Source organism: Flavobacterium hercynium (assembly GCF_002217285.1).
Classification (GTDB): Bacteria; Bacteroidota; Bacteroidia; order Flavobacteriales; family Flavobacteriaceae; genus Flavobacterium; species Flavobacterium hercynium.
In genome coordinates, this window is record NZ_MUGW01000055.1 from 12,866 (window position 1) to 32,449 (window position 19,584).

The following is a 19,584-nucleotide window of genomic DNA, read 5'->3' on the forward strand; positions in this document are numbered from 1 at the left end:
TTTAGTAACTTAAGCAAATTCAAAATCTCAAAAAAACAATTATAAATAAAAAGTTGCTAAGCAACTAAGGTGCTAAGTTTCTAAGTCTTTAAAGGAATACGAAGAAACTTAGAGTCTGAGTAAATCAGAGCCTTTTAAAAAAAACTTAGAACCTTTGTAACTTAGAACCTTAGAACCTACAAAAAAAATATGGGAATTTTTAAAATCGAAGGAGGCATTCCTTTAAAAGGAGAAATCACTCCGCAAGGAGCAAAAAATGAGGCATTACAAATTTTATGTGCCGTGCTTTTAACGGGAGATAAAGTAAGAATTAATAATATTCCCGATATTATTGATATCAATAAATTAATCACATTGTTGGGTAATTTAGGGGTAAAAATTCAACGCAATGAACCGGGTTCGATTACGTTTCAGGCAGATGAAGTAAATGTTGGATACTTAGAAACCGAAGCTTTCAAAAAAGAAGGTGGAGCGCTTCGTGGTTCTATTATGATTGTTGGACCGCTTTTGGCTCGTTTCGGAAAAGGATATATTCCAAAACCAGGAGGAGACAAAATCGGACGTCGTAGATTAGATACACATTTCGAAGGTTTTATCAACCTTGGAGCAAAATTCAGATACAACAGAGAAGACCATTTTTACGGAGTAGAATCTCCTGAAGAAGGATTAAAAGGAACAGATATGTTACTTGACGAAGCGTCTGTTACCGGAACAGCAAACATTGTAATGGCAGCTGTTTTAGCAAAAGGACAAACAACAGTTTACAACGCAGCTTGCGAGCCTTACTTGCAACAATTGTGTAAAATGTTGAACTCTATGGGAGCTAAGATTACAGGAGTTGGTTCTAATTTATTAACCATCGAAGGTGTTGAAAGCCTTGGAGGTTGTGAGCACAGAATTCTTCCGGATATGATCGAAATTGGTTCTTGGATTGGTCTTGCTGCAATGACAAAAAGCGAAATCACAATCAAAAACGTAAGCTGGGAAAACCTGGGATTGATTCCAAATACCTTTAGAAAACTTGGTATTACAATCGAAAAACGCAACGATGATATTTACATTCCTGCTCACAAAGACGGATATGAAGTAAAAACAGATATCGACGGTTCTATTTTAACAATTGCCGATGCACCTTGGCCAGGATTTACACCTGATTTATTGAGTATCGTTTTGGTTGTAGCAACACAAGCAAAAGGAGATGTTTTGATTCACCAAAAAATGTTCGAAAGCCGTTTGTTCTTCGTAGACAAATTAATCGATATGGGAGCAAAAATCATGTTATGTGATCCGCACAGAGCTGTGGTTATGGGACATAATTTCGAATCTCAGTTAAAAGCAACAACAATGTCGTCTCCTGATATTCGTGCAGGTATTTCGTTATTGATTGCAGCGCTTTCTGCAAAAGGAACAAGTACAATACAAAATATCGAACAAATTGATCGTGGATACGAGCGTATCGACGAACGTTTAAGAGCAATTGGAGCAAAAATCGTTAGAGCATAAAAAGTATTTGCCGCTCCTGATGAATATTTAGGAGTAGCAAAAAAAATAGTCTAAATGACAAACGAACAACAAGCTATAAAAGCTACCTATTTCAGTATAGCCGGAAACACCTGCTTAGCCATTTTAAAAGGGTTAGCAGGTTTTTTTGGCAATTCATATGCCTTAATTGCAGATGCGATAGAATCAACTACAGACATATTTTCGTCTTGTTTGGTGCTATTCGGGATCAAATATTCTAATAAACCTGCAGATGAAAATCACCCTTACGGACATGGTCGTGCAGAACCACTTATTACTTTTTTGGTTGTAGGTTTTTTAATTACGTCAGCAACCATTATTGGTTACGAAAGTATTGCCAACATTCAATCGCCACATGAAGGACCAAAACCCTGGACATTGATTGTTTTAGGCGCCATAATTATCTGGAAAGAATATTCTTTTCGTGTGGTAATGAAACGCAGCAAACAAACCAATAGTTCTGTTTTAGCCGCAGATGCCTGGCACCATCGTAGTGATGCTATTACATCGGTTGCAGCGTTTATCGGAATTTCGATTGCCCTTTTTATGGGAGACGGTTATGAATCAGCAGACGATTGGGCGGCACTTTTTGCTGCTTTTTTTATCTTATACAACAGCTACAAAATTTTCAGACCCGCTTTAGGAGAAATCATGGACGAACATTTAAATGATGATCTTGTCGAAGAAATTCGGGTTAAATCATTAACCGTAAGCGGAATTCTTGGTACCGAAAAATGCTTCATCCGAAAAGCAGGAATGCGCTATCATGTAGATCTGCATGCGATCGTTTCGGCTAAAATTTCTGTAAAAGAAGGACATGATTTATCACATAAACTACAAGACACTTTAAAAGAAAAGATTCCGCAATTAGGTAACGTCCTAATTCATATAGAACCAGATGATTATCATTGATTTTTTTTGAGGTTCAAAGGGACAAAGGTTCAAAGGTGCTAAGGTTTTTTCTCTTGATGTTAAAAGAGATAAAGATGCTAGGATATATTTAACTGCTTTAAAGATTTAGCAGCTAAGTTATAAGAGACTTAACGACATGGCTCAGAGCCTCAGTCCCTTTGAACCTTTGTCCCTTTGAACCTTCCTAATTAATCTAATATATTCAAAATCTTCAACCCCAGAACTACACCATTTTGTTGTACTCCGCCTTGATAAGAATGAACATAATCTAATCGGAATAATTTGAACTTTCCAAATCCGAGATTATCTAAACCAATAGTAAGTTCAGTGTACGGTTTTCTGTCCGGAATTGCCAGCGAATGAAAACCAATATTCATCGTTGATTTTAATAAGTTTAGTAACGGAATTTTATTCATTACAAATCCCATATCATTGTGTTCTAAGTGCATTTCAAAGTAACTGTCGTTTGTGCTGTTTGCGTAGTATGGCATTAAGTTAAAAACATTCAGGTAGCGATCGGTTTGCCCGATGTGCGTTTGATTTCCGTTAAAATGTTTGTAATCGATAAATGCAATATTTTCGGCATTAAAAAATTTACCGGCTCTAAAGTTGGTTCCTAAAACACCTTTGTTGCCCAAAGCTAAATCATATTGTAAGGACGCACCAATTCTTTCAAATTCATATTTTTTCTCATTGGCAGCAAATCCTTTTTCAAAAGCCAGAAATAAGGTTGGGTATTTGTCATCTTTAAAATTATATCTTCCGTCCGGTCTCGAAATGTATTTATTTCCAAAATTAATTCGGGCATTTATAGCTGCTTTAAACAAATGATGAGGATCGAAAGCTGGAGTTTCAAAATCATCGGGAGCAATTGGATTGTTAGATGAAAAGCTGTCTTCTCTTTTGAAGAAAGAATAATTTGTAGTGTTAGAAAGCGGTTTTCGTTGTTCATAAGCGATTTTTCCGTTCAAGTTAACGCCATTTAAGATGTCTTGCGAATAATTAATTTGAGCAAATTCCAAGTTGTACAATTTCATATAATTATCCCGAAAGAATAAAGTACTTATCGAATTTACAAATTTGCTGATAGGTTCCGCACTACTAAATTGCGCCACTTTTGTTCCCCCAGAAATACCAATTGTAGCGAAGTTGATATTATTAAATTTATGACTAAACTCTCCAACAGCACGAAATCGCTGGTCTGAGAAACCATAATTAAAAGTGGTGCTTATGGTAGTGCTTTTTCCTTTTTCGTCATTCCATTTTTTAAAAGAAAAACCCGTATCTAAATTAAATCCCTGAACTGTATTATAACTAAAAGAAGGTACGTTTAATAAACCTTCATAACTGAATGAGTATTTTTTAAAAGTATTTTTATAATCATAACCGGCCAATACAGACGAAATTTTAAACTCATTGTTTTTAGCATCAATAGAATCCGTATATTTTCGAGATTGTCTAATAGTGAGTAAACTGTCTTTTTTAGTATAATCGGTACTTTCTTCGAGTGTAAGCGGAATTGGTCTTATTTCATTCCAAAAGGCATCATCTTTTTTATTGGATTCGGCTTCAAAAGAGACAATTTCATTACCAAAAGTTTTCTTTTCGAAAGCGTCTTTAAATTCATAATTAGAATAAACATAATTAAACTGTCCGGAAAATTTTACGCCAAAAGCACCAGCATTGAAGGACAATGTTTGGGCGTTTTTAGACCAGATTTTATTTGCAGCATTGTAATTAAAACTTTGTTTTAACTTCATTATCTCTGTAAATTCATTTTTGATGCGGTACCCTTTTATATCTAAATCGATCGCATAAATAGCAAAACTATCATCGACAATATAAATGTAACCTTCAAAAACAGGTTCTTTGTCACGCCTTGGAATCACTTTAATTTTGTTTATCTCGTGATTGTTAGCATCATAAAAAGTGCCTTCTAATTTGTATTTGTAATAGCTGAAGGCATTATCAGCAATAGGAGAGATGAGGTTTACGCCAAATTCCAGCGTATTGTCATAAAAATCATAAGTAGATAAAGTGGCTGTGTTATAGCTAAAACCTTTATTGTTTCCGGAAATTTTAGAAGCAATAATTCTTTCTTTTAATTTATTAGGCTTCTCAAAAGTAATTTTTGAAACCGTTTCAGATAAATACAAAATACCTGTTCCGGTAGAGTCAAGGTTAGAAGCCATGTCTTCGCCTATGTCTACTTTTTGTCCAAGGAATTTTTTAGGTAAATCTCGAACTTTAAACATTCCTTTTGAGTAGAAATCAGCTGTAAATCGAGAAGTCTTCTCTGTATTTTCTTTTTTATTGGCGATAGCACTTCTAATAATAGCGTTCGCCGGATTGTTCTTAGGATTAATAACAACTTCATTTAAATCAAAACTCTCTTCCGGCATTTTTACATCCAGTGTAATAAGTTTTGAATCTGCTGAAACTGTTATTTTTTGAGTTTTAAATCCAAGGTACTGAAAGGTTATTTTGTTCTTACCAACTTCTTTTACATTGAGCTGATAATGTCCTTGTTCGTTAGATGTAGTTCCGGTATACGTGTTCTCTTCAAATACCGAAACAAAAGGCAACGGATTTCCTTTATGGTCAGTTATAGTGCCCTTAATCTGGGCAAAATTTGAAATCGAAAAAAATAAAAAGGCAAGCAGCGTATAGTTTTTCATGAAAGTTTTTCTCTCACAAAAATAGAACAAGTTAAAAACGAGCTTATTAAAAATTTGTTAAAAATAGACTTACAAGAAAGATTGAATTGCTAAGTCGTAACTTTTTAAGCCAAAGCCCAAAATAACACCTTTTGCATTTCCTGATAAATATGACTGATGTCTAAAACTTTCGCGTGCATAAGTGTTAGAAATATGCACTTCGATCACAGGAGTTGTAACCGCTTTCATAGCATCACCTAAACCAATTGAAGTATGCGTGTAAGCACCTGCATTTAAGATAATTCCATCATACGTAAAACCACATTCCTGAATTTTTCCAATCAATTCACCTTCGATGTTACTTTGGTAGTACGAAAGTTCTATATCTGAAAATTTGTTTTTTAGGATTTCAAAATAATCTTCAAAAGTCTGACTGCCGTATACTTCCGGTTCTCTTTTTCCTAAAAGATTCAAATTAGGTCCGTTGATGATGCAAATTTTCATAATATAAATTGAGTTATTAAATGTGTTGCGCTATATGGATAGCCCACCACTGCATTTTAGAATATTGGTAAAAATAAAAAAACCGTTCTAAATAATAGAACGGTTTTAGTAAAACTATGTGATATTCTTTTTAGAACAAGAAACCAGCTGATAATTGGAAAACAGAGTTTTTAACGTCAGCATTTTTTGATGCTTCAGTAAGTCCAATTCCGTAACGTCCCTGTACAAAGATGCTTTCAGTAATTTTTAGCCCTAATCCAAAGTTCAGACCAAAGTCGAAAGTTTCAGCATTTTTAACATCGAAGTCATTTTTTTCACTTAACAAAAATGAAGCTTGTGGTCCTGCTTCTACACTAAATGATTTTGTTAAATAGATTTTTGCCATTACTGGAATAGATAAATAGCCTAATTCGTTTTTAAATTCCTGACCTGCAGTTTTATAGCTAGCTCCCTGAGTAGAGTACAAAAGCTCTGGTTGAATAGCAAATTTTTCTAATAATTTGATTTCTGCAAGAGCACCTACATGGTAACTAGTAATTCCTTCTTTGTCTACAGAAATTCCGCCAAAACTTGCATCTCCTGTTTGGTTAGCAAAGTTAACCCCTGCTTTAACCCCGAATTTTAATAATTGAGCCTGAATTGATGCTGATGTTGCCAGGAACAGAACAGCTGCTAAAAGTATCTTTTTCATAAATGTTATTTTTTAGATTAATTTTATTTTAATTCAAAACTACAGAATTAAGATTTTATTGTTTTATGTTTTTTATAAAATAATTAATAAAATTCGCATATTATTTATGTTAACACCCTCTCTATAGTCAATCAGAGCTTTCAATTTCTTGGATGACAAGGAATTAATAAGGTTGCTTTTTACTTATTTCAGAAAATATACAACTGAAAAAGAATTGTCTTTTTAGTAAGTAATATCTTAAATAATGTTAATTTAAACATTGTTATTAGACTCTTCTACCTGTATTCAGGTAATTGTATGCTTTTTGGGCGTTAATTTTTAGCTTATTTTTAAGACTTTCTGCTTTTATGTGTCAAATACACAGTGTTTTACGTTTTGTTTAACATGAGTTTAGCTGATAATTAGTGCAAAAATTGTTTAAATACAAGTTATTTTTTATAAACTATCATCTTATATTTGACCCTTAATTTCAACCCAAATACAAATTAAAAAAAAATGAAAAAAATTATTTTCGCTGCAATTGCAGTTATGGCATTTGGATTTACCAATGCTCAAAAAACAAGATTTGGAGTAAAAGGTGGTCTTAATATTTCTAACTTTTCTGCAGATTACAATACAGATGCATTAGTAGGTTTTCAATTAGGTGGTTTTGCAGAAATCAAAGTTATCGACAAATTAGTTATTCAGCCAGAACTTTTGTTCTCTGCTCAAGGTGCTAAATATAGTTTTGATCGTAGAGATTATAATATCAGATTAAACTACTTTAACATTCCTGTATTAGCTAAATATTACATTACAAAAGAATTTACTGTAGAAGCTGGTCCACAATTAGGATTTTTGGTATCTGCTACAAATGATGGAGATAATGTTAACGGTGATTACAAAACTATCGATGCTGGTTTCAATTTAGGAGCTGGATATAATTTTACTGATAATTTATCATTAGGTCTTCGTTACACTATTGGTTTAACAGGTATCGAGAAAGATCGTGATTACGGTTTTTATGGTCGTGGATACGATGATACAAGAAGTGGTGTATTAGCATTATCTTTAGGATATAAATTCTAATTTTTATTAGATTTAATTTTAAGAACCTTCCCTAATCCGGAAGGTTTTTTTATACATAAAAATGTTTTACTTTGTAGTTATGAAATGGAACCGATATATAAAAGATTATCAATCGTATTTGCGAATCGAACGGGGTTTGTCTAAAAATACGATCGAAAATTATAGTTTTGATATCGAGCGCTTGTGCCTTTTTTTAGACAGTAATCAGATAGAAGTTTCCCCAGTTAAAATTTCTGATGAAACCATTCAGCAATTTATTTATCACGTTTCAAAAGAAGTCAATCCGCGATCTCAGGCCAGAATTATATCCGGTTTAAAAAGTTTTTTTTCTTATTTGGTATTTGAAGATTACAGAGTAGATAATCCGTTAGAGTTAATCGAATCACCAAAGACAGGTAGAAAATTGCCAGATACGCTTTCGATCGACGAAATAGATTCGCTAATTGCGGCCATAGATTTAAGTTCCAACGAGGGAGAACGAAATCGTGCCATGCTGGAAACATTATACGGTTGTGGTCTTCGAGTATCCGAATTGGTTTCGTTAAAGATTTCTGATTTGTTTTTTGAAGAAGGTTTTGTCAAAGTTACCGGAAAAGGAAACAAAGAACGTTTCGTTCCGATTGGAAATCTAACAAAAAAGTACATTCTGATCTACCAAAATAATATACGTACTTCGCTGAATATTGAAAAGGGCTGCGAGGATACCTTATTTTTAAACAGAAGAGGAAATCAGCTTACCCGAGCAATGATTTTTACGATTATAAAAGATCTCGCAGTAAAAATAGGATTGCATAAAAATATTAGCCCGCATACCCTTCGTCATTCTTTTGCAACACATTTACTGGAAAATGGAGCCGACCTAAGGTCTATTCAATTAATGTTGGGACATGAGTCAATTACTACTACCGAGATTTATGTGCATCTTGACAGAAGCTTTCTCAAAGAAGTTATGCATTCTTTTCATCCCAGAAAATAGGAAGGGAAAAAGTGAAATAGGTAAAAAATTGAAAATCAGTTAGTTCAATTTAATTTTTTAATATATTACGCCCTATTTTGTAATAATGAAAAGCAATTATCGTTGTATTGAATGTCGTGTAGTAATTCATTTTTACATAAATAATAAAAAATATGGTTTTTGATTTATATGAAAATGATGATTGTTTAGAGCTAAATAATTTTTATAGAAAGTTGTTTGCAGAAATACCGGATTTTATTTTTCAGTTTGTTATCGATAAAAACAATAATTACTATTTTCCTTTTGTTAGTGATTCTGTATTTGAAATTTTTGAATTTTCAAAAGAAGATTTCGCCAATGAGAAGAATAAATTAATAGTTTACGATAGAGTCTTTCCTTCAGATAAAAGCGTTTTTTTTAATTCATTAGTCAAGGCTAGAAAAGAAGTTCAGCCTTGGGAAGTTGAATTTAGAGGAATCTTGCCCAAAAAAGGACTTCGCTGGTTTAAGGTTTCTTCTAAAACCGAAATAGATAACAACGGAAGTGTGAGCTTCTTCGGGCACATTACAGATATTACCGATTTAAAAGACAAAGAAGAAAAACTTCGCTTATCAGAAGAACGATTTCAGTTTGCGCTCGAAGCTTCTACTGCCGGCATTTGGGATTGGGATATCGTAACCAATCGTGTTTTTTATTCCTCATTATCATTGCGAATTTTAGAACTGGAATCGACTGATATTTTTGACGATCCCGAGCGTTGGGATAAACTTGTACATCCGGATGATTTGCCAAAGTATTATGAAGATATACAGGAGCATTTTGAGAATAGAATTCCATACTACGAAAATTACCACCGTGTCATGACGTCAAGCGGAAATTACAAATGGATTTTAGATCGTGGAAAAGTAATTGAACGGGATGAAAACGGCAAACCTTTGCGGGTTATTGGTACACATACTGATGTTTCGCTCCAAAAAGAAAAAGAACTCGAGCTTTTAAAAACAATGAAACTGTACAGCGATCAAAACAGTCGACTACTGAATTTTTCACATATTGTTTCCCATAACCTAAACACGCAGGCAGGAAATATAAAATCTATTTTGGACTTTATAGATGCTGATGTCGACAAGCATACCATTAATGAAATGTTAGAGCATTTACGAACAGTTTCTAATGACCTTAATGAAACCATTTCGAATTTAACCCAGATTGTCACAACACAAAGTAACATCAATATCGCGGTTGTTCCTTTGCGATTAGGAGAATATATAGAAAAAACCATTTCAACCATCAAAGGGTACGATAAACAAACTAAAGTTACCATTGTCAATAATGTTCCGCAATATTTAACGATCAATTTTAATCCTGCTTATTTAGAAAGTGTTTTGCTGAATTTTACAACAAATGCCATTAAATATGCACACCCTGACAGAGATCCTATTATTGTTTTTGATTTTTTAATTGAGCCGGAAGGATTTAAAGCGTTGAAAATTACAGATAATGGATTAGGAATTGATTTGGCTGTTTACGGAGATTTATTGTTTGGTATGTACAAAACATTTCATAAACATCAGGAAGCCCGTGGAATTGGACTTTATATTACGCGAAATCAAATTGAGGCAATGAAAGGCTCGATTTCTGTTGAAAGTGAGGTAGGAGTAGGAACAAGTTTTAAAATTGTTTTTAACGATGTTTAAAGAGCTTGAAACTAGTATAAAATAATAAAGGCTGTCTTTTTAGGACAGCCTTTATTATTTATATATCGTAAATTAAATTACTTCGCAATGTTTACTGCTCTTGTTTCTCTAATTACAGTTATTTTAACCTGACCAGGATAAGTCATTTCTGTTTGAATTTTTTGAGAAATCTCGAAAGATAAGTTTGCTGCATTATCATCAGAAACTTTTTCGCTTTCTACAATTACACGTAATTCTCTACCTGCCTGAATCGCGTAAGCATTTTTCACACCGCTAAAGCTGTACGCCACTTCTTCAAGATCTTTCAGACGTTGAATGTAAGAATCCAGAACCTGACGTCTTGCGCCTGGTCTTGCTCCTGAGATAGCATCACAAACCTGAACGATTGGAGATAATAATGATTTCATTTCGATCTCGTCGTGGTGAGCTCCAATAGCGTTGCAAACTTCTTCTTTTTCACCATATTTCTCCGCCCATTGCATACCTAATAATGCGTGAGGAAGGTCACTTTCAGTATCCGGCACTTTACCAATATCGTGTAATAAACCAGCTCTTTTAGCTAATTTTACATTTAAGCCTAATTCGGCAGCCATGATACCACAAAGTTTAGAAACTTCTCTTGAGTGTTGTAATAAGTTTTGTCCGTAAGAAGAACGGTATTTCATTCTACCAACAACTTTTATTAATTCAGGGTGTAATCCGTGAATTCCTAAATCGATAACCGTACGTTTACCAACTTCGATAATTTCGTCGTCAATTTGTTTCGCTGTTTTAGCAACAACTTCTTCAATTCTTGCAGGGTGAATACGTCCGTCAGTAACCAATTTGTGCAATGACAAACGCGCTATTTCTCTACGAACAGGATCAAAACAAGAAAGGATAATAGCTTCCGGTGTATCATCAACAATGATTTCTACTCCGGTTGCAGCTTCAAGTGCTCTAATGTTACGACCTTCACGACCAATAATTCTACCTTTTACATCATCGGATTCAATATTGAAAACAGAAACGCAATTCTCAACTGCTTCTTCAGTTCCAACTCTTTGAATTGTATTGATGATGATTTTTTTAGCTTCTTGTTGTGCAGTAAGTTTAGCCTCTTCAATAGTTTCCTGAATATGAGACATAGCTTTACTTTTAGCTTCTGCTTTTAAGCCTTCTACTAATTGTTCCTTTGCTTCATCAGCAGAAAGTCCTGAGATGACTTCCAATTGTTGTAACTGACTTTTGTGTAATCTGTCAACTTCCGATTGTTTTTTATCTAAAACTTCAATTTTATTGTTGTATTCCTGTGTTTTAGATTCAAAGTCGTCATTTACTTTTTTAGCTTTAGAAAGTTCGTTAGATACTTGTGATTCTTTGTCTCTTACTCTTTTTTCTACTTCAGCTACTTTTTTATCTCGGGCTAAAATAACTTGCTCGTGTTCAGATTTTAATTCAATAAATCGCTCTTTAGCCTGAAGAATTTTATCTTTTTTAATGTTCTCAGCCTCTAAATTTGCATCTTTCAAGATTGAAGCTGCTTCTTTTTTTGCGTTTTTTATTAAATTAGAAATATTGCTTTTTTCGATAATTTTAGCTATTCCAAAACCTGCGGCAATACCTATTATACCTGAAATGATGATCGTTATGATGTCCATGTTTGTTAAAATTTATATATAAAAAAAAGCCTACATTAATTGCTTGAATAAACTCGTAAGGACAAGTTTTGAGCTAACTCACTGTTCAAGTTTCCTTGCCGAAGCAGGGCATACTATAGTAGCGACGATTTGCTCATTCTAAATTGTTAGTGTTGAGTTTACCAATTGTGAACTAATGTAGGCAGTATCTTAGTTTCGTGTAAAGAACGTTTAATTTTCGAGATATTGATCTAAAAGCAAATTTAATCTTTTAATTCGTTCAATGGTTTCTTCTCCATCGATTGCGTTATCAATTTGTTTTTGTTCAACCTGTGATGCAAATTGCAGGGCACACATGGCCAATACATCTTGCTTATCGCGTACCGCGTAACTTTCTTCGAATTGCTTAATCATAGCATCAATTTTTTTAGAAGCACTTCTAAGTCCTTCTTCCTGCGCAGGTTCAACCGTTAATGGGTAAACACGATCTGCGATTGATATTTTAATTCTAAGCTTTCCGTCCATGTTTCTAGTCTGATAGTTGTGCTATACAGTAATCTATTTCGCGAATTAATGAATTTATTTTAAGCTTTGTCTCTCTCTTGTTATTGTCGCTGCCAAGTAACGAATTGGCTATTTTAAGTGTATCATACTGCTTTTTCAAAGCCTCAATTTCTTCAGATTGCTTCTGGATAATTTGCGCAGCTTTGGCTAGTTGTAATCTTAAATCCTGATTATTTTGTTCCAGGCCTTTTGATTTTTCAAAAAGCTTTTCTACTTTATATTCAAGAGTATCAATTATTTCGGCAATTACACTCATTATAAATCCTATTCATTACTTAATCCTACAAAGTTAGTATTCCTTTTTATTAATGCAATTTTTTATCGATTTTTTTACATTAAAAATAACCAATTAAATGAAATTCAGTCAATTGTATTTTTTGGCTTTTTACTCGGTTTTAGCATCAGATTTTTTTACCTTAGCAAAAATGTTGCTTATGAGATGGTCATTACTTACCCTGTTTTTCTGTAATTTTATTGTTGCTCAAACTCAATATCCTAAAGATTATTTTCGTCCGCCGCTGGATATTCCTATGCAGCTTTCCGGGAATTTTGGTGAGTTGAGACCGAATCATTTTCATGCCGGATTTGATTTAAAAACCAATCAGAGAGAAGGATTGAACGTTTATGCCGTTGCAGATGGTTATGTTTCGAGAATCAAAATTTCAACTTACGGAAATGGTAAATGCATTTACATTACGCATCCAAATGGGTATACTTCTGTTTATGGGCATTTGCAAAAGGTTGTTGGACCTATAAATGATCTTGTTCAAAAAACACATTATTCAGAGCGTTCGTTTGAAATCGAAATATTTCTAAAACCAAATGAACTTCCCGTTACAAAAGGTCAGATAATCGCCCTTTCAGGAAACACCGGATCTTCTCAAGGACCTCACTTGCATTTTGAGTTTCGCGATTCTAAAACAGAGTTTGTCATCAATCCTATATTTTTTGGCTTTGACCAAAATTTAAAGGATACCAAAAAGCCAACGATTTCAAGTGTGTTTGTTTATCCGCTTAATAATACAACAGTAAATCAGTCAAAGCAACCTTTGCTGCTTAATCTGGCGCTTCAAAAAGATGGAACTTATTTAGCAAGTAAAGTCAAAGCAAACGGAAAAATTGGTTTCGGAATCAATGCGGTTGATTTGGATGATATTTCGCATAACAAAAACGGTGTTTTTAATGTATCTACTTTTCTAAACGGAAATCAAAATTATAACTATCAGTTCAATACCTATTCGTTTGATGAGATGAGATATATCAATGCTTTTATTGATTATCCAAAATATAAAAAAACTGGTCAGCGTGTACAGCAGCTTTTTATGAAAACGCCATTTCCGTTAAGTATTATAAAAACAGATTCGGCAAACGGAATTATAACGGTTGAACAAAATTTAGCGTCTACTTACAAAATTGAAGTTTCAGATTATTTCGGGAATTTAAATTCTGTTACCGTTCCAATAGAGTTCGATACCGCTACGCCAATTGTAAATGCAGAACCGGTTACATCGAAATATTTCATCAAAGCAACTAAAGATGCGAACTTCGAAAAAGATAATATGTCGGTATTTTTTCCTGCCGGGACTTTTTATGATGATTTTGATATGAATTTTGATGTAAAAAATAATAGAATCTACATTCATAATGATGTCGTTCCTGTTCATTCCAATTTTACCATTACAATTAAAGACGAGAGTTATCCAGAAGCACTTCGTGATAAAGTTTTCATTGCAAAAATCAGCGGAAATAACAGAAGTTATAACGGAACCGTTAGAAAAAATGATGTTTATACCGCTAAATCCAGAGTTTTGGGACAATATGGTTTGGCATTAGATACTGTTGCCCCAACTATAAAAATAGCAAAACCTATTCAGGATAAATGGATTAGTGATATGAAAACGATACAATTTACGATTGGTGATGGATTGTCAGGAATCAAGTCCTACAACGGATATTTAAACGGAAATTGGATTTTATTTGAATATGATAATAAAACTAGGAAAATTACGCATAAATTTGACGACGGAATTGTTTCAGAAGGAGCAAACGATTTAAGAATTGAAGTGATAGATAATGTGGGTAATTCTGCTATCTTTGAAACGCACTTTTTTAGAAGTCAACAAAAATAAAATCAAATCTTTTGAAGCATAGTAAGGTATTTTTTAGTTTTCTCTTTTTATGTATTGGCTATATTTCATTTGCTCAAAAGGCTTATGTCAAAGGGATAATTTTAGATGATGAAAAACGACCGGTCTCTAACGTAAGTATTACTTCTTCAGGAAATTTTTCGCAATCAAATGCTGATGGTTTTTTTGAAATTGAAATTCCATCAAATAGAAAAGTCTCTTTAATTTTTACGCATGTTTCTTTAAAAATGATGAGTCTTGCCGTGAGTTTAAAACCCAATGAGGTTTTTATATTTAATCCGGTTATGAACAATTCGGAGGAGCAAATGGGAGAAGTTTTTGTTTCATCAGGTAGCAAAAAACGTGTTCAGGGAATTACAGTTATTGACGCTGCAACAATCAAAAAAATTCCGGGCGCAAATGCAGGAATCGAAAATATTCTAAAAACATTACCGGGAGTAAATTCAAACAATGAATTAAGCTCTCAGTATGCTGTTCGTGGCGGTAATTTTGATGAAAATTTAGTTTACGTAAATGAAATCGAAGTATATCGTCCGTTTTTAATTCGTTCAGGGCAACAAGAAGGATTAAGTTTTACCAATACCGATTTGGTACAAAATGTTGATTTTTCAGCTGGTGGATTCCAATCAAAATTTGGAGATAAATTATCATCTGTTTTAGATATCACGTACAGAAAGCCAACCGAATTTGGTGCATCTCTTGAAGCAAGTTTGCTGGGAGGAAGTGTTTCTGTTGATGCCGTTTCTAAAAATAAAAAATGGTCAGCAGTAAGCGGCGTTCGGTACCGAAACAATAGTTTACTCGTAAACAGTCAGGATACGCAAACCAATTACACCCCAACTTTTGTCGATTTTCAGACCAACATTAATTATGATATTTCAGAAAAGTGGCAAATGAGTTTTCTAGGGAATATTTCACAAAACAAATATTTGTATCAGCCTTTAACCCGTGAAACCAAATTTGGAACAGTAGATAACCCTTTAACGCTGAATGTGTATTATGAAGGACATGAAATAGATGAATACAATACCTATTTTGGAGCTTTTAAAACTACTTATAAAATTGCACCTGATTTTACTTTAAAATTTATAGGTTCATTATTTCATACTCAAGAGCAAGAACATTTTAATATTCTGGCACAATATCGATTAAGCAGCACAAACGATGAAGATAATACAGAAAACATCGATTTTACACGCGGAATAGGATCTCAGCTTACGAATGCCCGAAACGACCTCGATGCCTTAATTGCAAATGCAGAAGTAAAAGGTTTTAAAGAATGGAGCGATAGTCAACTAGAGTTTGGGTTAAAATATACCAGAGAATCTATTCGGGATCGTGTAGTAGAATGGGAAATGATCGATTCAGCAGGATTTTCTGTAAGACCGCCAATTATTAATTTGCCAGCCGATGATCAGCCTTACGTACCTTACACAGGAGTACTTTTGCCTTATCAAAACATTAGGGCGACTAATTCTAATGTCATAAATAGATTCTCAGGATATACACAATGGAATCAAAAAACAGAAATAGGTTCAAGTCAGGTTTGGTTTAATGCAGGAGTTCGTTTTCAGAATTGGAGCGTTTCCGGAGCAACTGTTGAAGGTAAAAATCAAACCGTATTTAGTCCGAGAGCGCAATTTGCTCTTAAACCGGATTGGGATACCGATATGATTTTCAGACTTTCAGGAGGATTGTATCATCAGCCGCCTTTCTATAGGGAACTCAGAGATTTGAATGGCGTTGTAAATCCGGATGTAAAAGCACAAGAATCAGTTCATATTGTTTTGAGTAACGACTATAATTTCAAAATCTGGAACCGACCTTTTAAATGGGTTACCGAAGTGTATTATAAGTCCCTTACAGATGTAAATACCTATTCCATAGACAATGTGCGAATTCGTTATACTGCCAATAATAATGCAAAAGCTTATGCTCAGGGTTTTGATTTTAGATTAAACGGAGAATTTGTCCCCGGAGCAGAATCATGGGTTAGTTTTGGGTATTTAAAAACCGAAGAAAACTACGAGAATAAAGGATTTGTCGCCAGACCAACAGATCAGCGCCTAAAATTCGCCATGTTGTTTCAGGACTACATGCCCAATATTCCAAGTATTAAATTGTATCTGAATTTAGTTTATAATACTGGTTTACCAGGAGGGTCTCCTTCATATTCAGACCCGTATTTATATCAAAACAGATTGAATGATTACAGAAGGGTAGACATAGGGTTTGCAAAAGTTTTTATCGACAGTAATACTAAAATCTCTAAAGCAAATTGGCTGAAGAATTTTAAAGAATTGTCATTAGGGGTAGAGATTTTTAATTTGTTCAATAATCAAAATGCAATTACCAATACCTGGGTACGTGATGTGTATTCTAAAAATCAATACGCCATTCCTAATTACATGACATCAAGAGTTTTTAACGTAAAGTTGAATGCTAGGTTATGATTAAATTGAAATACTTCTTTATTATTTTACTACAGTTTTTTAGGTAGTATTTTTTTTATAAATAATGATTGACTTATATTTGATAATTATAAAAGTATAAGCCATGATTGACTATTTCTTAGAGAAAAAAATAATTGATTCAGTTGAAAAATCAAGAAAGAGAGCAGAGAGTAAGTTGAAGTTATCCACTCATAAAAATTTTTATGATGTTTTTAAAGGGATATTAAATTCAGAATTTAGAAAGATCAATGATTTTCAAATTGGTTTGTATGATAAATCCACAATTACTTATGTAGATAAGATTGTAATAGAAAAAAAGGAAATTAATTCTAAGGATCATAATTTTGATAAATCTGTAGGAGGTTCGTCTTTAATATTGTTAGGACAACCAATTTTAAAAAAGCGATTTGTAATGAAAGGTTCAGCTGCAGGAACGTCAATTGCATCTAAGTATTTATCTAGAGCTTTTCCTCAAAAAATGCCTGTAAGGATATTGGGAACTAATGTTTTAGGTCGAGCAATAGGTAGAGTTGTGCCTTATGTTGGTTGGACATTGGTAGCTATTGATATTATTGAAATAATAATTGAGTATTCTGAATGTAATGAGAAAGATAAAAGTGTCTTTTATGGCGGTTTTGGTGGTGGTTCATTTAGCGGAGGGGGTAGTGAAGGTAAATGGTAGTTAAAATTAAATATGATGGATAAATCTAAATTTTATGAGTTTTTGAAAGAAGAAACTGGAGTTTTTTTTAATGATGTATCTCCTAACTGTTATATTGAAAAAGACTTAGATATTTATGGTGATGAAGCTGAAGATTTTTTAATGAAGTTTTCAAAAGAGTTTAATGTGGATATAACTTCTTTTAATTTTGATGAACATTTTAATTCCGAAGTAGATAAGATTAGTCTTTGGTTGTCTAGCTTGTTTGGTAAAGAAAAGAAAAAAGATTTAACAATATATGATTTAAAAAACGCTCTGATTAAAGGAAAGTTAGAATAAGATATAGTTAAAGGTTATTCTTTTATGTTTTCTAGTAAAACTCAATAAAAATGGATAATACAATCAAATATAGTATATTTGATATTCTAATATAATTTGCATACATGAAAAAGTCGTTAAAATATATAGCCTTAGCTTTCATCGGAACATTAGTGAGCTGTAAAGATGAAGTTAAACAACCAAAAGTGATATATGATGCTTCAAGTAGAGCAACTACCGTTACTAAAACAGATTCTGCACAAATTGAAGTTGCTGATTTACCGATCGAAATGGAAGGAACAGGATATCTAATTCATCCGGTGGGAGATTTGAGAGTTTATGAAAAAGGAACAAAAGGGCGTTACGGATCTTCAAGTGTAAACGACGTAAGCTTTACCATTTCAAATTTAAGTGAATTCGAACTTACAGGTTACCTTCAGAATTTAAAATTCCAAAAAACAGATTCAGATTCTATTCGTCCTTTATCAGAGAAGCCTGTTTTAATTTTAACAGCGACCTATTTAAAACCAGTTGCTGATAAAACACACAATAAAATAATAGTGTATACTTTGGCAGATTCTGATACCAATAAAGATGGTAAAATTGATACCGGAGATATTAAGACGTTATATTTAAGCGATGTTAGCGGAGAAAATTTTACAAAAATCTCCGAAGACTTTCAGGAATTAGTAGACTGGAGTTTAATTGAATCTAAAAGCCGCTTGTATTTCAGAACAATAGAAGACACCAATCAAAACGGACAATTTGATAAAAATGACGTTTTACATTATAATTACATTGACCTTTTGTCTAAAAAATGGGAAGTGAAAAGTTATAAGCCTATTTAGAGGTTTTAAGATACTAAGGTGCTAAGGCTCTAAGGTTTTGCTACGAATTTAAAGGCGTGTAGAAATTTTAAATTTTTACACGCCTTTATTTATTTTATAAATGATAAAAAATCATTTTAATTCTTTTATCTATGAAAAAAAAACTCAGCACCTTAGCATCTAAGAACCTTAGTACCTTATATCAAAATATCACTTTCCAAATCAGACTTTTCAATTTCAAAACCAAAATCGAGACGTTCGACCAGTTCTATTACGAGTTTTTTGTACCAGTTTTCAGATTTTGGGTGAATGTATATTTTCTCGATTAACTGATTCAGATCTACATTAATTTTTAAACCGTCATTTAGTTTGATGTTGCTCTTAGAAGTATCTGTGAGAATGCGTACTTCGCGTTCGTATTGAAAGCTTTTTCTCTTAAACAAAAACGGAAAGAAAAAATCATCAAACGGAATATATTCTTTCTTGTAGTCAATATAATTTACCTCGCCAATATACTGGTCAAAGTTATTTTCCGGGTTTAATGCTTTCTGCAATCTGCCAATCGTCGATTGTATAGCCAATCCTTCGCTGTTTTGCGTGAATATCTGCCACATAGCAAAAGATTCGTATTCATTTATGTGCCAACTGCTTACGGCAACTTTTTCACGATGCGTCTTGTAATAGTTTAAAAAGTCAGGATTGTCTGCCGCAAGTTTTTTAATCTCTTCAAAAGTAGGTTCGCTAAAAGTGCCTTCGTACTGATCTTCGAACTTATCAGAGCGGGACATGAATAGTTTTCTGGACAATAATAAATCCAGGAATTTAGATAAATCTAAATATTTCCAAACAATTGTATCGGGGTCATCAGGCAATTTAATGTTCGGATTGTTGAGATACATTGGTTATCGATTTGAATTTTTTCTAAATAAAAAAGCCACAGCAAGCAAGATTAAATTTATGATTTTAATTCCGTTAAAGAAAAAATAATCT

The 19,584-nt window shown here is 33.2% G+C and carries 17 protein-coding genes; 10 read left to right on the forward strand and 7 right to left on the reverse strand.

Annotation, left to right across the window (positions count from 1 at the left end):
* Nucleotides 1-189 precede the first annotated feature (189 nt).
* Entirely contained in the window at nt 190-1,503 is a 1,314-nt protein-coding gene (murA, locus tag B0A66_RS20510; protein WP_089051719.1) for a UDP-N-acetylglucosamine 1-carboxyvinyltransferase, read from the forward strand.
* 54 nt (nt 1,504-1,557) lie between these two features.
* Nucleotides 1,558-2,433 (forward strand): cation diffusion facilitator family transporter, encoded by an 876-nt coding sequence (locus B0A66_RS20515; protein WP_089051720.1) that lies wholly within the window; start codon nt 1,558-1,560, stop codon nt 2,431-2,433.
* Between the two features lie 188 nt (nt 2,434-2,621).
* On the opposite strand, the gene B0A66_RS20520 is transcribed toward B0A66_RS20515, so the two are convergent.
* From B0A66_RS20520 to B0A66_RS20530, 3 genes are all read right to left on the reverse strand, one after another.
* Nucleotides 2,622-5,111: a DUF5686 and carboxypeptidase regulatory-like domain-containing protein gene (locus B0A66_RS20520; RefSeq protein WP_089051721.1), complete on the reverse strand. Its 2,490-nt coding sequence runs from the start codon at nt 5,109-5,111 to the stop codon at nt 2,622-2,624.
* 69 nt (nt 5,112-5,180) lie between these two features.
* Nucleotides 5,181-5,594 (reverse strand): type II 3-dehydroquinate dehydratase, encoded by a 414-nt coding sequence (gene aroQ, locus B0A66_RS20525; protein ID WP_089051722.1) that lies wholly within the window; start codon nt 5,592-5,594, stop codon nt 5,181-5,183.
* 130 nt (nt 5,595-5,724) lie between these two features.
* On the reverse strand, nt 5,725-6,285 hold the full coding sequence (locus B0A66_RS20530) for a porin family protein (protein ID WP_089051723.1): 561 nt from the start codon (nt 6,283-6,285) through the stop codon (nt 5,725-5,727).
* Nucleotides 6,286-6,780: 495 nt separating this feature from the next.
* On the opposite strand from B0A66_RS20530, the gene B0A66_RS20535 reads away from it, so the two are divergent.
* The 3 genes from B0A66_RS20535 (at nt 6,781) to B0A66_RS20545 (ending at nt 10,005) form a co-directional block, all read left to right on the forward strand.
* Entirely contained in the window at nt 6,781-7,353 is a 573-nt protein-coding gene (locus B0A66_RS20535) for a porin family protein (protein ID WP_089051724.1), read from the forward strand.
* Nucleotides 7,354-7,432: 79 nt separating this feature from the next.
* Nucleotides 7,433-8,329: a site-specific tyrosine recombinase XerD gene (xerD, locus tag B0A66_RS20540; protein WP_089051725.1), complete on the forward strand. Its 897-nt coding sequence runs from the start codon at nt 7,433-7,435 to the stop codon at nt 8,327-8,329.
* Between the two features lie 152 nt (nt 8,330-8,481).
* Nucleotides 8,482-10,005 (forward strand): sensor histidine kinase, encoded by a 1,524-nt coding sequence (locus tag B0A66_RS20545; RefSeq protein WP_089051726.1) that lies wholly within the window; start codon nt 8,482-8,484, stop codon nt 10,003-10,005.
* 77 nt (nt 10,006-10,082) lie between these two features.
* Here B0A66_RS20545 and rny read toward each other — a convergent pair whose 3' ends face one another.
* From rny to B0A66_RS20560, 3 genes are all read right to left on the reverse strand, one after another.
* A complete protein-coding gene (rny, locus tag B0A66_RS20550; protein ID WP_089051727.1) occupies nt 10,083-11,645 on the reverse strand; it encodes a ribonuclease Y in 1,563 nt (520 codons plus the stop codon).
* 210 nt (nt 11,646-11,855) lie between these two features.
* Nucleotides 11,856-12,149, reverse strand: a complete 294-nt coding sequence (locus B0A66_RS20555) for a cell division protein ZapA (RefSeq protein WP_057124075.1) — start codon at nt 12,147-12,149, stop codon at nt 11,856-11,858.
* 4 nt (nt 12,150-12,153) lie between these two features.
* Nucleotides 12,154-12,444 carry a hypothetical protein gene (locus B0A66_RS20560; RefSeq protein WP_089051728.1) on the reverse strand — a complete coding sequence of 97 codons (291 nt, stop codon included), beginning with the start codon at nt 12,442-12,444 and terminating at the stop codon, nt 12,154-12,156.
* 178 nt (nt 12,445-12,622) lie between these two features.
* On the opposite strand from B0A66_RS20560, the gene B0A66_RS20565 reads away from it, so the two are divergent.
* From B0A66_RS20565 to B0A66_RS20585, 5 genes are all read left to right on the forward strand, one after another.
* Nucleotides 12,623-14,317, forward strand: a complete 1,695-nt coding sequence (locus B0A66_RS20565) for a M23 family metallopeptidase (RefSeq protein ID WP_089051743.1) — start codon at nt 12,623-12,625, stop codon at nt 14,315-14,317.
* A gap of 11 nt (nt 14,318-14,328) precedes the next feature.
* Nucleotides 14,329-16,788, forward strand: a complete 2,460-nt coding sequence (locus tag B0A66_RS20570) for a TonB-dependent receptor (RefSeq protein ID WP_089051729.1) — start codon at nt 14,329-14,331, stop codon at nt 16,786-16,788.
* Between the two features lie 103 nt (nt 16,789-16,891).
* The gene (locus tag B0A66_RS20575) at nt 16,892-17,470 is read left to right on the forward strand and encodes a hypothetical protein (RefSeq protein WP_089051730.1); all 579 of its coding nucleotides are present in this window, start codon (nt 16,892-16,894) and stop codon (nt 17,468-17,470) included.
* A gap of 15 nt (nt 17,471-17,485) precedes the next feature.
* Complete coding sequence (locus B0A66_RS20580; RefSeq protein WP_165766667.1) at nt 17,486-17,788, forward strand: DUF1493 family protein; 303 nt, start codon at nt 17,486-17,488, stop codon at nt 17,786-17,788.
* 104 nt (nt 17,789-17,892) lie between these two features.
* Nucleotides 17,893-18,615, forward strand: a complete 723-nt coding sequence (locus tag B0A66_RS20585) for a CREC-EF hand family protein (RefSeq protein ID WP_089051732.1) — start codon at nt 17,893-17,895, stop codon at nt 18,613-18,615.
* A gap of 176 nt (nt 18,616-18,791) precedes the next feature.
* Here the strand turns inward: B0A66_RS20585 and B0A66_RS20590 are convergent, their stop codons facing one another.
* Nucleotides 18,792-19,493, reverse strand: a complete 702-nt coding sequence (locus B0A66_RS20590) for a DUF2971 domain-containing protein (protein WP_089051733.1) — start codon at nt 19,491-19,493, stop codon at nt 18,792-18,794.
* Nucleotides 19,494-19,584: the final 91 nt, after the last annotated feature.